Below are 12966 nucleotides of genomic sequence, written 5' to 3'. Positions count from 1 at the left end.
TGAATGATCCACCACATCCGTTCGCCCTGAGCCTGTCGAAGGGCCGTTCTTCTTCTCTTGTAGCAGAGAGGCAGAAAGACGGTGCTTCGACAAGCTCAGCACGAACGGAAAGGTGATACTAGCTAGCCGATAATGGTTACGTCGACGCCCTCAGGCCGCGGCGATATCCTGAGTGCGTTCCTCATGGATGTTGATCAGCGACGTCATCAGATTGTCCTCGCCGCTCGACATCACGCCGATCGTCACCGCCTCATCACAGCCTTCAGCCACGAGATAGGCATGGCCCATCGCTGAATCGATATAGATCGATTCTCCCTCACCCAATTCCACGGGATCGTAGAATTCTGTGTGCACGACGATCCGGCCCTTGACGACGAAGATGAATTCCTCGCCGGCATGGCGCACCAGGTCGCCGAATTCCTTCAACGACTTGGCGCGGATCTTGGTCAAATTGGGAATCATGCGCTTCTGGCGCAGTTCGGTGCACAGATAATAATAATCGTAATTGGGGGTGTTGACCCGCATCGCCCGATCGAGCGTGCCGATGCTGCGGCGCGCCATCACCCCGGAGCTTGTCGAAGTCTCGCCCTCGGCGAACATCTCCGACATGCGGATATTCAGCCGCTCGCTCAGTTGCTGCAGCTTGTCATAGGTCAGGGTCAGGCGGTCATGCTCGACCTTCGACAGGGTCGACACCGGAATGCCGCTGCGCTCGCTCATCTGCTTCAGCGTCCAGTTGTTGCGGCTGCGAAGCCCCTTCAGCACTGTGCCGAGTGTGAGTTGACCGCTTTGCATCGTAGAACACCTCCAACAGACCGTTCAGCCAGACATCCTGAACAGGACAGAATATCCTGCTGAGGGCACATGTAACGAAGGCCTCATATAAACATCTGTGAAAACTAGCATCACATAAGGCGATCGTGCAATTCGGTGCGCGCGACGCCTTGGGCAGGCCGGCATAGGCGTGCCTCACGGAGCTTTGCCCCCGCGGGTGTTCTGCTGGTCGAAACAGGTGTGGCGCGGTGTAGGAGCGGGGCGGATATGCTCGATGCGCTGACGCGTGACGCACCCCAGGCTTCCGCGGCCTCGGCATGTCGCACGTTTGTCTTGATCGGAGAATATTTTTCTATTCGATCTGATTTCAGTCTATAAAAGGAATGAGACGGGGAAGGGCAATCTGGACCGTTGGTTCGATCGAATTGATGCTCGGGGCTTTGAATAAAACCGATGGGGAAATAAAACCGATGGGAGAATTCGAGATGACGTTCCGGGCCCGTGCGATCGCCTTTACTCTCCTCACCGCGGCACTGAGCTCAGCGGCGCCCGCTCGCACGGCGGCGGTACCGACGTACGATACGCTCCTGAAAGGGGGCACCATCTATGACGGAATGGGTGGTGCGGCGGTGGTCGGGGATGTCGCAATCCGTGGCGACCGGATCGTTTATGTCGGGCCGAAGGCGCCGGGTACGGCGCGGAACACGGTGGATGCGAAAGGGCTCGCCGTGGCGCCGGGCTTTATCAACATGCTCAGCTGGGCGGTCGAATCCCTGATCGCCGACGGGCGCGGGCTCAGCGATATCCGCCAGGGCGTTACGCTGGAGGTGTTCGGCGAAGGCGACAGTTTCGGACCGATGACGCCGGAGATGAAGCGGCTTGCGGTCGACCGGCAGAGCGACGTCAAATATCCGATCGCGTGGAATTCGCTCGCCGAATATCTCGACTGGCTGACCAAGCGCGGCATTGCCCCCAATGTCGCCTCGTTCATCGGTGCGACGACCGTGCGCGCGAATGTGCTGGGCGAGGAGGATATCGATCCGACACCCGCGCAGGTGCTGCAGATGCGCGGCCTGGTGGCGAAGGCGATGCGCGACGGCGCGATCGGGGTGGGGTCTTCGCTGATCTATGCACCGGCCAGCTATGCCGAGACACCCGAACTGATCGCGCTGGTCGATGAGGTCGGGCGCTGCGACGGCCTGTACATCAGCCATATGCGATCCGAGGGCGACCGGTTGATCGAGGCGATCGACGAGCTGATCGAGATTTCGCGCAAGACGGGGGCACGCGCCGAAATCTATCACTTCAAACAGGCCGGCAAGGATAACTGGCCAAAGATCGACGCCGCGATCGCGCGGGTCGAAGCAGCGCGCAAGGCCGGGCTGAAGATCACCGCCGACATGTATCCCTATACCATTGCCGGATCGGGGCTCGACGCGTCGATGCCGACCTGGGTCCAGTCCGGCGGGCTGGAGAAATGGATCGAGCGGATGAAGGATCCCAAGATCCGCGCGCGGCTGGTCGACGAGATCGGCAAGCCCGGTATCGGCTGGGAGAATATGTATCTTGCCTCGGGCGGCGCCGACGGGCTGATCGCAGTCGGTTTCAAGAGCGAGAAGCTGAAGCCGCTGACCGGCAAGACCATCACCGAGATTGCGGCGATGCGCCACACCTCTCCGATAGAAACGATGATGGACCTGGTGATCGAGGATGGCAGCCGGGTCGGCATCATCTATCGCATCATGGACGAAGCGAATGTCGCGCGCGCCGTGGCGCTGCCCTGGATGAGTTTCGGGTCGGACGCCGACGCGCAGGCGCCTGAGGGGCCGTTCCTGAAATCGCGGCCGCATCCGCGCGCCTATGGCACCTTCGCGCGGGTGGTCGGCCATTATGCTCGTGATGAAGGGCGCATGCCGATGGCCGAGGCGATCCGGCGCATGACCTCATTACCGGCCGCCAATCTCGGCATCAGGGAACGTGGGCGGCTCGCGACCGGCTATCATGCCGATATCGCGGTGTTCGACCCGAAGACCTTTGTCGATCGTGCGACCGTGCAGCAGCCCCAGGCCTTCGCCACCGGGATGCAGTCCGTATATGTCAATGGCAAGGCTGTACTGCTCAATGGCGAGCCGACCGCGAACCGACCGGGGCAGGTGGTGCGCGGTCCGGGCTGGACCGGCTGGCCGGGCGGGGGGGCCTGCCGCAAGCGGTAGCGGCAAGCAAAATCAGATCACGCACCGCGACACCGCGCGAATGGTGTCAGCTTGCCGTATGTCCATCGCGCGTGTCACCTTCGCGCGAATGGCGGCGACTCGCCAATGCTGACGGGGAGGATGTGCAATGCTTCGATTGGGATTCATCGCCGCGCTTGGGCTTACGGTCGCGGCCTGTACCGGCGGCGGTGGTACGAGCGACAATGCCGCAGACAATGCGGCGGCGGTCAACGATTCCGCGGCCATCGGAAATACCGCCGCCGCCACTGCTACGCCGACCGGCCCATTGGATGTCTGGGTTGGCAAGCATCCATCGGAGAAAGTCGATGGTCTGACTTTCCTGGCGCAGCCTAGGGTCAAGGCGGCGGTCGCCGCTGTGCCCGATGCGAAGGTTCGCGATTTCGTGCTTGGCTATAACGGACCCGACGCGCCGATCGTGAAGAAGGACGGGCGAGTGCTCGCCTGGGGCTGCGAGAAGCATAATTGCGGCTACCACAATTGGTCGATCTCGATCACGCCGGATGGATCGAGCGCCGAGGTCTGTTTCTATCAGAATGACGCGAAGCCGGACGGCTCATCGACCTGGTATGTCGCGGCGGGCAAGACCGAGCAGCGTCCGGGAAACTGCCCTTCCGAATAAGCCAGGCGCGGCTCAACCCGGCGCGACGGTGACGCCCGGGCTGGTCAGCTGGTCGGCGGCTTCACGGGTCGCCTCGCCGATCGCGTCGATCGCCTCGTCGTCATGCTGGCCGCTGAACATGGTGCAGGACAAGATGAAACGCGCCGTGCCGTCTGCTGTGTCGATCGCCGCAGCAACGCTGGTAACGCCGCGAAGCAACTGGTCCCGGTCGAGCGCCCAACCACGGCGGCGCGTGGTTTCGAGCTCGGTCAGATAATGCTTGAGGTCCGGGCTTTCTTGCCATCTGACTGCGGCGAGCCCCTCGGCAATATTGCTGTGCGACGCGCCGGTCGCTGCCGCAACCGCGCGCCCCGCCGCACCGGCATAAAGCGGTTGCCGCTGGCCGACCACCATATGGATTCGGGTGGCCGCGACACTTTCCGAAAGAGCGATCAGGATGAGGCGTCCGGACGCGGCCCGGCGCCAGAGCCCGCACGCGACGTCGAAGCGGTCGGCGATATCCCGCATCGCGGGCGAAGCCGCCGACAGGATACTCTCGCTCCGCGACGGTTGCGCGAGGTCCGCGAGGCCCGGGCCGAGTGTGTAGCGTTTGGTCGCGGAATCGAAGTGGAGCAGTCGTTCCGCGGCGAGCGTCTTCACCAGGTTGAAGCAGCTGCTCGGGCTGATGCCGAGATCGCGCGCAATGGTGTTGACGCCGCGCCCGTCCGGCACGGAGCCGAGATAGCGGAGAATGGCGATCGCCTGGACCACCGAGCCAACGGATGAGGGACGCGACAAGGGCGCGTTTGTGGGAAGGTCTATTGTCATGCCAGCTCAGTCAATCATTCACATGAGTGAATACCATTCGTGATGTTGAATAACAATCGGGAATGATGATAGAAGACCTTACAAAGAAGGCGCGGTGGGAGAGTCGCTGATGGGAATGCTCGAGGGCAAGGTCGTCGCCATAACCGGTGCCGGACGGGGCATCGGCCGGGACATTGCGCTGCTCTGCGCGAAAGAAGGCGCGGCGGTTGTCGTCAACGATCTGGGCGGCTCGGCTGACGGCGAGGGGAGCGACGCCGGCCCGGCCGAGGAAACGGTCAGCGACATCAGAAATGCTGGCGGCAAGGCGGTGGTCAATGGTGCGAGCGTGGCCGATCCGGCGGGCGCGGCGTCGATCGTCGAGGATGCGGTGAAGAATTTCGGGCGGATCGATGCGGTGGTCAACAATGCCGGCATCCTGCGCGACCGCATCTGGCACAAAATGTCGCATGAGGACTGGCAGGCGGTCATCGATGTCCATCTCAACGGTGCGTTCAATGTGTCGAAGGCGGCCACGCCCTATTTCCGCGATCAGGGGTCGGGCAGCTTCATTCACTTCACCTCGACCTCCGGCCTGATCGGCAATTTCGGCCAGGCGAATTATTCCGCCGCCAAGCTCGGCATTGTCGGGCTGTCGCAATCGATCGCGCTCGACATGGCGCGCGCCGGGGTGCGCTCCAACTGCATCGCGCCGTTTGCGTGGAGCCGGATGGTTGCGACGATCCCGGCAAGCAACGAAGCCGAGGCGCTGCGCCTCGAGCGACTGAAGACCATGTCGACCGACAAGATCGCGCCGCTCGTCGCGTTCCTTGCGTCCGATGCATCGGCGGAGGTCACCAACCAGATCTTCTCGGTGCGCAAGAACGAGATTTTCCTGTTCTCCAAGCCGCGCCCGATCCGTTCGATGCACCGTGCCGAGGGCTGGACCGCGGAGAGCATTGCCAGCGACCTGCTGCCCGCATTCCGGCCAAGCTTTTCCGGCCTTGACCGCTCGGGCGACATCTTCGGCTGGGATCCGATCTGATGCCGCTCGACTATGCGTTGCTGAAGGCATTGCCGCCGATCGCCGCGCGGCACGACTGGACCTCGCGCGACACGATGATCTACGCGCTCGGCATCGGCGCGACCGAATTGCCGTTCGTTTATGAAGCGGAGCTCAGTGCGCTACCGACGATGTGCGGCGTGCTGGCCTATCCCGGCTTTATCTGGAAGAATCCCGATTATGGCGTGACCTGGCAGAAGGTTCTGCACGTCGAGCAGACGATCGAGATTCACGGCCCCATCCCGGTTGAAGGATGCTTCAGCGCGGAGACCGTGATCGAGTCGATCGTCGACAAGGGCGCAGACAAGGGAGCGATCATCACCACCTCGCGCCGGATCAGCGACGGGGATGGCCATCACTTCGCGACCGCGCGCGGCGCGATCATCGCGCGCGGGGATGGCGGCTTTGGTGGCGGCGATCCGGCACCGCCATCGCCGGAGCCGATGCCGGAAGGCGCGCCCGATTTCAGCGTGTCGCTGCCGACCAGTGGAAGCCAGGCAATGCTCTATCGCCTGTCGGGCGACTATAATCCGGTCCATATCGATCCCGAGGTGGCGCGCATCGGCGGGTTCGATCGCCCGATCCTGCACGGCATGTGCACCTATGGCGTTGCCGGACGCGCGCTGATTGCGGCGCTGTGCGACAATGATCCGGCGCGGCTGGTATCGATGACCTGCCACTTTTCGGCGCCGGTCTATCCCGGCGATACGATCCGCACCGAAATCTGGCAGGACGGCGCGGGCGAGGCTCGGTTCCGCGCCCTGGTTGAGGAACGCGACCTGGTCGTGCTCAACCATGGCCGGGTGCAGTATCGATGAGCGGAGACACAATGACCGGCATCATTGCTTATGGCGGCTATGTGCCGCGGATGCGCCTGCAGCGTGCGGCGATCCATGCCGCGAACAGCTGGTTCGCGCCGGGATTGAAGGGGCTGGCCAAAGGCGAGCGCGCCATTGCCAATTGGGACGAAGACCCGATCACCATGGCGGTAGAGGCGGCGCGCGATTGCCTGGGCGGGGTGGATCGCGCCGGGCTGGCGTCGGTGATGCTGGCGTCGACCAGCCTGCCTTTCGCCGATCGCCAGAATGCCGGGGTAGTCAAGGAAGCACTCAACCTGTCCGACATGGTCGCCACGCTCGATGTGACCGGAAGTCAGCGTGCCGGCACCTCATCATTGTTGAGCGCGCTGCAGGCTGTGGCCGGTGGCAGCGGGCCGGTCCTTCATCTTGCCGCGGAGAAACGCCAGGCGCTGCCCGCGTCGGAGGCGGAGATGGTGCAGGGCGATGCAGCCTCGGCGCTGCTGGTCGGGACCGGCAATCCGATTGCGCGGTTCGTCGGCCATCACAGTGTCGCAACCGATTTCGTCGACCATTTCCGAGCCAGCGGGCAAGACTTCGATTATGGCTGGGAAACGCGTTGGGTCCGCGATGAGGGGATCGGCAAAATCCTTGGCGGCGCGATCCGCGATGCGCTGGCCAAGTTCGGGCTTGAGGGACGCGCGATCGACCGGCTGATCGTACCGATCACTACGCGCGGCGTTGCCGAGGGGCTGGCCAAGGCGGCGGGCATTGCGCCGGCGGCGATCGTCGATACGCTGGCCGCGACGGTTGGCGAAAGCGGTACGGCGCACGCCACGTTGATGCTGGCTCATGCACTGGAGAGCGCAAAACCCGGCGAGCGTATCCTTGTCACTAGCTTCGGCCAGGGGGCGGACATATTGCTGTTCGAAGTGACCGATGCGATTGCCGGGGCGAAGCCATTGTTCGGCGTTTCAGGCTGGCTCGCGCGGCGCAGGGAAGAGAGCAATTACCTAAAATATCTCTCGCTGCGCGGTTTGCTGGCGCTCGATCGCGGGATGCGCGCGGAGCAGGATCACAAGGTTGCGCTGACTGCGCTTTATCGCAACCGCAAGGCGGTGCTCGGGCTGGTCGGCGGACGCTGCAGCAAGACCGGGACGGTGCAGTTCCCGAAGACCGATATCAGCGTCAATCCCAACGATCATGCGATCCGCACGCAGGAGGATTATCCGCTCGCCGAGCGGCCGGCGCGAATCCTGACCTACACCGCGGACAGCCTGACTTATTCGCCCGATCCGCCGAGTTGTTACGGCAGCATCGAATTCGAGGGCGGTGGCCGGATGATGGCCGAATTCGCCGATATCGAACCCGACGCGATCGAAGTCGGCGCTGCGTTGCGGATGATGTTCCGTATCAAGGCAGTGGACGAGAAGCGTGATTTCAAACGCTATTTCTGGAAAGCGGCTCCGGCCAGCTGACACCATGTGAGGAGCTGGCCGATGGCCCGAGGGATCAAGGACAAAGTCGCGATATTGGGCATGGGGTGCACCAAGTTCGGCGAACGCTGGGACAAGGACGCCGACCAACTGATGGTCGAGGCCTATGAGGAAGCGATTGCCGATGCCGGGATTGAAACTTCGCAGATCGACGCCGCCTGGCTGGGTGCGGCGTTCGATGCGGTCAATATCGGGCCGTCGGGCATTCCGTTGTCGATGGCGCTGCGGCTCAAGAATATCGGCGTGACCAAGGTAGAGAATTACTGCGCCAGCGGCACCGAAAGCTTTCGCGGTGCGGTCTATGCGGTGGCGTCGGGTGCGGCCGATATCGCGCTGGCGATGGGCGTCGAGAAGCTGAAGGACACCGGCTATGGTGGGCTGCCGGTGCGGACGCGCGGCACGACCCATGACATGATCGGTATCACCGGGTCCGCGCCGGGCAATTTCGCGCAGCTCGCCTCGGCCTATCGCGCACAGCACGGCGTGTCGAAGGACGATCTGAAACAGGCGATGGCGCATGTCTCGGTCAAGAGCCACGCCAATGGCGCGAAGAATCCCAAGGCGCATCTCCAGAAGGAAGTGAGCATGGACACGGTGCTCAATGCGCCGATGATCGCCGAGCCACTCGGGTTATTCGATTGCTGCGGCGTGTCCGATGGCGCCGCCTGCGCGATCGTGACCACGCCGGAGATCGCCCGCGCGCTGGGCAAGACCGACATCATCACGGTGAAGGCGCTGCAGGTGGCGACTTCCAATGGCTGGGAATTGCAGGGATCGGGCTGGAACGGCGCCTATTTCCCCACCACGCGGATCGCCGCGACCCGTGCCTATGAGGAAGCCGGCATCACCGACCCGCGCAGCCAGATCAGCCTGATGGAGGTGCATGACTGTTTCTCGATCACCGAACTGGTGACGATGGAGGATTTGCACATTTCCAAGGAAGGCGAGGGCTGGAAGGATGTGCTCGACGGGTTCTTCGATGCCGATGGAACGCTGCCATGCCAGATCGACGGCGGGCTCAAATGCTTCGGTCATCCGATCGGCGCATCGGGCCTGCGCATGATCTACGAGAATTATCTCCAGCTGCTCGGTCGCGCCGGCCCGCGCCAGCGCAGTACGCCGCCGGTGTTCGGGCTCAGCCACAATCTGGGCGGCATGCCCAACCAGAATGTTTGTGCGATCGCAATTGTGGGGATGGCCGATGCCTGACACCGGAATGGACCAGGATGTGTTCGAGGCGTTCATCGATCAGCTCAAACGCTATGTCCGCGAACGCCTGATCCCGGCGGAAAAGCAGATCGTGGAGACCGATTGCATTCCCGACGACATCCTTGCCGAGATGCGCGAGATGGGCCTGTTCGGGATCACCATGCCGGTCGAGTATGGCGGATCAGGCATGAACGTCTCGCAATATGTCGAGACGATCCGCCAGCTTTCCTATGCCATGCCCTGCTATCGCTCGATCACATCGATCAATATCGGCATGACCTGTTCGGCGATCGTTAAGAGCGGGACGGCGGAGCAAAAGGCGTACTGGTTGCCGCGCCTTGCCGCGGGCGAGATCGCGTCGTTCGGGCTGACCGAGCCGGGCAGCGGATCGGACTCGGCGGCGATGGCGACCACCGCCGTGCGATCGGGCAATGGCTATGTGCTGAACGGCACCAAGCGCTACATCACCAATGCGCCGCTCGCGAAGGTCGCGTTGATCATGGCGCGGACCAGCAAGGAAGCCTTGCCCAAGAACGCGCATGTCAGTGCCTTTCTCGTGCCGATGGATGCACCGGGCGTCAGCGTCGGCAAGTCGGACAAGAAGATGGGGCAGGCCGGATCGCACATCGCCGACATCGTCATGGAGGATGTTCATGTCGCGGGGGACGCGTTGCTTGGCGGCGAGGAAGGCAAGGGCTTCCTGATCGCCATGCAGAGCCTCAACAATGGCCGGCTTTCAGTCGCGGCGGCGAGCGCCGGCTATGCGCGACGGATCCTCGATTCCGCGACGCGCTACGCGACCGAACGCAAGGCATTCGGTGAGCCGATCGCCAATTTCCAGCTGATCCAGGCAATGCTCGCCGACAGCCAGGCCGAGATCTACGCCGCCGAATGCATGATCGCCGATGCGACGCGCCGGGCCGATGCCGGCGAGGCCGTGCTGGTGCAGGCGGCGAGCGCCAAGATGTTCGCGTCGGAAATGTGCGGCCGTGTCGCGGATCGCTGCGTGCAGATTTACGGCGGTGCGGGCTATCTCGCCGAATATGAGGCCGAGCGTTTCTTCCGCGATGCGCGGGTCTATCGCATTTATGAAGGGACGACTCAGATCCTGCAGCTGGTGATCGCCAAGAACATGCTGCGCGAATTTGCGAGTGCTGCCTGATGTACGATTTGCTCGGCAAGCTGCGCGTGGTCGAGGCGGCATCGTTCATCGCATCGCCCACTGCCGGATTGTATCTCGCACAGATGGGGGCGGAGGTGATCCGCGTCGACCAGATTGGCGGCGGCCCCGATTTCAAGCGCTGGCCGCTTGCCGACAATGGTGCAAGCTTCGCTTGGGAAGGACTGAACAAGGGCAAGAAATCGGTTGCGCTCGATCTGTCGCGTCCCGAGGGTCGCGAATTGCTCGTCGCGCTGGCGACCGCGCCGGGCGATAATGGCGGCGTGTTCCTGACCAATTTTCCGGTTGGCGGTTTTCTCGCGCATGAGCGGCTGGTCGAACGGCGCGCGGACCTGATCACGGTGCGCATCATGGGTCAGGCCGATGGCCGCACTGCGTTCGATCATACGGTCAATTCGGCGCTCGGCATTCCCAACCTCACTGGCCCGGTCGGTCATGAAGGCGGGCCGGTCAATCATGTCCTGCCGGCCTGGGATCTGCTGACCGGTGCCTATTCCGCCTTCGCGCTGCTCGCCGCCGAACGGCATCGGCGCGACACCGGACAGGGGCAGGAAGTGCGCATTCCGCTCGCCGATGTCGGGATCGCGACGATCGCCAATTTGGGCCAGGTCGCCGAAGTGCTCCACACCGGCGTCAACCGGCAGCGTTACGGCAATGCACTGTACGGCTCGTTCGGGCGCGACTTCGTGACCGGTGACGGCAAGCGGCTGATGATCATGGCGCTGACGACCCGGCAATGGGCCGGCCTGATCAAGACGCTCGGGGTCGGCGAGGCGATCGCGCGGATCGAGGCGGCGCATGGCGTTGACTTCGCGACCGACGAAGGGGCGCGGTTCGATCATCGCGGCGCGCTGTTCGCGCTGGTCGAGGCCGCCTTCGCCAGGCGCCAGGCGGGCGAACTTTGCGCGGCATTCGATGCCAATGGGTGCTGCTGGGGGCCGTACAAGACCACGGTCGAGGCGGCGTCCGATCCAGTAATGGTCACGCAGAACCCGATTTTCTCCAGCATCGCCCAGCCGAGCGATATGACCTATCCGGTGGCCGGATCGATGGCGACATTGCCGCAGTCGGAGCGGCTGACGCCGGTGCGTGCCCCCTATCTCGGCGAGCATAGCGACGAGATTCTGGCCGATGTGCTTGGTCTCGGCTCGGGTGAGATTGGCCGGTTGCATGATGCCGGCGTGGTCGCCAGTGCCTGAGGTGGCGGCCGCGCTCGACGCGGCGGAGCGTTATGCCGCCACCGCATTGGCGGCGGTACGGGCGCGGGTGGTGGTGGAGGGCATGGTCGACCCGCGGGCGATCGATCGCGAGCAGCGCGCGGTGCATGGCTATGCCTGGATCGAGACGACGCTGACCGCGCTCAGGACACTCGCGCGCTGGGCCGAGACGTGCGCCGGGCCAGGGTCGATCGAAGCCCTGGTGGTCGAGATCGGCTTCGGCGAATATCTCGCGCAGCTCGCGGGCGGCATTCCGATGGGGCAGAATGAGTTTTGCCGCCCGGCCGATCTCGGCATTGCCGCTGCCGCCACCACGCTGATGCAGGACGATGCGGTCGCGCGGTTCGTCACGTCCGGGAACAGCGCATCCAATCGCGCGGCGCTGGTCGAGCGCCTGCGCGCCGGCAACAGTATTGCCGAGACGCTTGGCGATCCGACGCTCGATGCGGTGCGCGACCAGTTTCGCCGGTTCACCGAGGCGCGCATCCTGCCGTTCGCGCATCGCTGGCACCTCGACAATGCGCTGATCCCGGATGCGATCGTCGCGGAGATGGCGGCGCTTGGTACGTTCGGGGTGTGCATCGATGAAGCCTATGGCGGGCTCGGGCTGGGCAAGCTCACCATGTGCGTGGTGACTGAGGAACTGAGCCGGGGATGGATCGGCGCAGGATCGCTCGGCACGCGCTCGGAGATTGCCGGCGAACTGATCGCGCTCGCCGGGACCGATGCGCAAAAGGCCGAATGGCTGCCGCGGATTGCGAGCGGAGCGGTGCTGCCGACCGCAGTCTTTACCGAGCCCGACACAGGATCCGATCTTGGCGGGCTGACCACGCGTGCGACCCGCAACGCGGACGGCTGGTCGATCACCGGTGCCAAGACCTGGATCACTCATGCCGCGCGCAGCGACCTGATGACGCTGCTCGCACGGACCAGCAGCGATGTGCCGGGCTATGCCGGGCTCAGCATGTTCCTCGTGCCCAAACCGCGCGGGTCGGAGGGCGTTCCGTTTCCCGCATCGGGCATGACCGGTACCGAGATCGACGTGCTCGGCTATCGCGGGATGCGCGAATATGAGCTGGCCTTTGACGGCATGTTCGCGCCGGCCGACGCATTGCTTGGCGGCGAAGCGGGGCAGGGGTTCAAGCAGCTGATGCGGACTTTCGAAGGCGCACGCATCCAGACCGCCGCGCGCGCGGTCGGGGTGGCGCGGCGCGCGTTCGAGCTTGGCTTCGGCTATGCGGTCGCGCGGCGCCAGTTCGGGCGGCCGATCATCGATTTCCCGCGGGTGTCGGACAAGCTGGCGATGATGGCGGTGGATCATGTGGTGGCGCGCGAGCTGACCTATTTTGCGGCGCGCGAGAAGGATAAGGGCCGGCGCTGCGATATCGAGGCGGGGATGGCCAAGCTGTTCGCCGCACGTGCCGCTTGGGCCAATGCCGATGCCGCGCTGCAGATTCATGGCGGCAATGGCTATGCGCTGGAATATGAGATCAGCCGGGTGCTGTGCGATGCGCGCATTCTCAATATCTTCGAGGGCGCAGCGGAGATCCAGGCGCAGGTGATCGCGCGTGGCCGGTTGCAGGAGCGGAACTGA

At 63.8% G+C, this 12966-nt stretch carries 11 protein-coding genes; 9 read left to right on the top strand and 2 right to left on the bottom strand.

All coding sequences use genetic code 11. From position 1 onward, the window contains the following. Positions 1-150: 150 nt before the first annotated feature. Complete coding sequence (locus ACRECS_RS14715) at positions 151-795, bottom strand: helix-turn-helix domain-containing protein (RefSeq protein WP_431583699.1); 645 nt, start codon at positions 793-795, stop codon at positions 151-153. A gap of 464 nt (positions 796-1259) precedes the next feature. On the opposite strand from ACRECS_RS14715, the gene ACRECS_RS14710 reads away from it, so the two are divergent. Next, positions 1260-2987: an N-acyl-D-amino-acid deacylase family protein gene (locus tag ACRECS_RS14710; protein ID WP_431583698.1), complete on the top strand. Its 1728-nt coding sequence runs from the start codon at positions 1260-1262 to the stop codon at positions 2985-2987. A 127-nt stretch (positions 2988-3114) separates the two neighbouring features. After that, on the top strand, positions 3115-3627 hold the full coding sequence (locus ACRECS_RS14705; RefSeq protein WP_431583697.1) for a hypothetical protein: 513 nt from the start codon (positions 3115-3117) through the stop codon (positions 3625-3627). A 12-nt stretch (positions 3628-3639) separates the two neighbouring features. Here ACRECS_RS14705 and ACRECS_RS14700 read toward each other — a convergent pair whose 3' ends face one another. Then, positions 3640-4434, bottom strand: a complete 795-nt coding sequence (locus ACRECS_RS14700; RefSeq protein WP_431583696.1) for an IclR family transcriptional regulator — start codon at positions 4432-4434, stop codon at positions 3640-3642. Between the two features lie 109 nt (positions 4435-4543). On the opposite strand from ACRECS_RS14700, the gene ACRECS_RS14695 reads away from it, so the two are divergent. Genes ACRECS_RS14695 through ACRECS_RS14665 form a run of 7 tightly spaced genes read left to right on the top strand, consistent with a single transcriptional unit; the run spans position 4544 to position 12966 of the window. After that, a complete protein-coding gene (locus ACRECS_RS14695; RefSeq protein WP_431583695.1) occupies positions 4544-5455 on the top strand; it encodes an SDR family NAD(P)-dependent oxidoreductase in 912 nt (303 codons plus the stop codon). Next, positions 5455-6291 carry a MaoC/PaaZ C-terminal domain-containing protein gene (locus ACRECS_RS14690; protein ID WP_431583694.1) on the top strand — a complete coding sequence of 279 codons (837 nt, stop codon included), beginning with the start codon at positions 5455-5457 and terminating at the stop codon, positions 6289-6291. Before ACRECS_RS14695 ends, ACRECS_RS14690 begins: the two co-directional genes overlap by 1 nt. Positions 6292-6302: 11 nt before the next feature. Next, positions 6303-7748 (top strand): hydroxymethylglutaryl-CoA synthase family protein, encoded by a 1446-nt coding sequence (locus ACRECS_RS14685; RefSeq protein ID WP_431583693.1) that lies wholly within the window; start codon positions 6303-6305, stop codon positions 7746-7748. A gap of 21 nt (positions 7749-7769) precedes the next feature. Further along, the gene (locus ACRECS_RS14680; RefSeq protein WP_431583692.1) at positions 7770-8975 is read left to right on the top strand and encodes an acetyl-CoA acetyltransferase; all 1206 of its coding nucleotides are present in this window, start codon (positions 7770-7772) and stop codon (positions 8973-8975) included. After that, positions 8968-10137 (top strand): acyl-CoA dehydrogenase family protein, encoded by a 1170-nt coding sequence (locus ACRECS_RS14675; RefSeq protein WP_431583691.1) that lies wholly within the window; start codon positions 8968-8970, stop codon positions 10135-10137. The genes ACRECS_RS14680 and ACRECS_RS14675 overlap by 8 nt, the downstream gene beginning before the upstream one ends. Then, a complete protein-coding gene (locus ACRECS_RS14670) occupies positions 10137-11354 on the top strand; it encodes a CoA transferase (RefSeq protein ID WP_431583690.1) in 1218 nt (405 codons plus the stop codon). The genes ACRECS_RS14675 and ACRECS_RS14670 overlap by 1 nt, the downstream gene beginning before the upstream one ends. Beyond that, entirely contained in the window at positions 11329-12966 is a 1638-nt protein-coding gene (locus tag ACRECS_RS14665) for an acyl-CoA dehydrogenase family protein (protein ID WP_431583703.1), read from the top strand. The genes ACRECS_RS14670 and ACRECS_RS14665 overlap by 26 nt, the downstream gene beginning before the upstream one ends.

It is taken from the genome of Sphingomonas sp. (assembly GCF_050725575.1).
Classification (GTDB): domain Bacteria; phylum Pseudomonadota; class Alphaproteobacteria; order Sphingomonadales; family Sphingomonadaceae; genus Sphingomonas.
The sequence above is the reverse complement of the archived record's forward strand: the minus strand, read 5'-3'. Positions and strand labels throughout refer to the sequence as shown.

What these genes read in the sequence shown, in the direction of transcription:
- ACRECS_RS14715 (WP_431583699.1), bottom strand. Translation starts at nt 795, where the DNA reads ATGCAAAGCGGTCAACTCACACTCGGCACAGTGCTGAAGGGGCTTCGC.
- ACRECS_RS14710 (WP_431583698.1), top strand. Translation starts at nt 1,260, where the DNA reads ATGACGTTCCGGGCCCGTGCGATCGCCTTTACTCTCCTCACCGCGGCA.
- ACRECS_RS14705 (WP_431583697.1), top strand. Translation starts at nt 3,115, where the DNA reads ATGCTTCGATTGGGATTCATCGCCGCGCTTGGGCTTACGGTCGCGGCC.
- ACRECS_RS14700 (WP_431583696.1), bottom strand. Translation starts at nt 4,434, where the DNA reads ATGACAATAGACCTTCCCACAAACGCGCCCTTGTCGCGTCCCTCATCC.
- ACRECS_RS14695 (WP_431583695.1), top strand. Translation starts at nt 4,544, where the DNA reads ATGGGAATGCTCGAGGGCAAGGTCGTCGCCATAACCGGTGCCGGACGG.
- ACRECS_RS14690 (WP_431583694.1), top strand. Translation starts at nt 5,455, where the DNA reads ATGCCGCTCGACTATGCGTTGCTGAAGGCATTGCCGCCGATCGCCGCG.
- ACRECS_RS14685 (WP_431583693.1), top strand. Translation starts at nt 6,303, where the DNA reads ATGACCGGCATCATTGCTTATGGCGGCTATGTGCCGCGGATGCGCCTG.
- ACRECS_RS14680 (WP_431583692.1), top strand. Translation starts at nt 7,770, where the DNA reads ATGGCCCGAGGGATCAAGGACAAAGTCGCGATATTGGGCATGGGGTGC.
- ACRECS_RS14675 (WP_431583691.1), top strand. Translation starts at nt 8,968, where the DNA reads ATGCCTGACACCGGAATGGACCAGGATGTGTTCGAGGCGTTCATCGAT.
- ACRECS_RS14670 (WP_431583690.1), top strand. Translation starts at nt 10,137, where the DNA reads ATGTACGATTTGCTCGGCAAGCTGCGCGTGGTCGAGGCGGCATCGTTC.
- ACRECS_RS14665 (WP_431583703.1), top strand. Translation starts at nt 11,329, where the DNA reads ATGCCGGCGTGGTCGCCAGTGCCTGAGGTGGCGGCCGCGCTCGACGCG.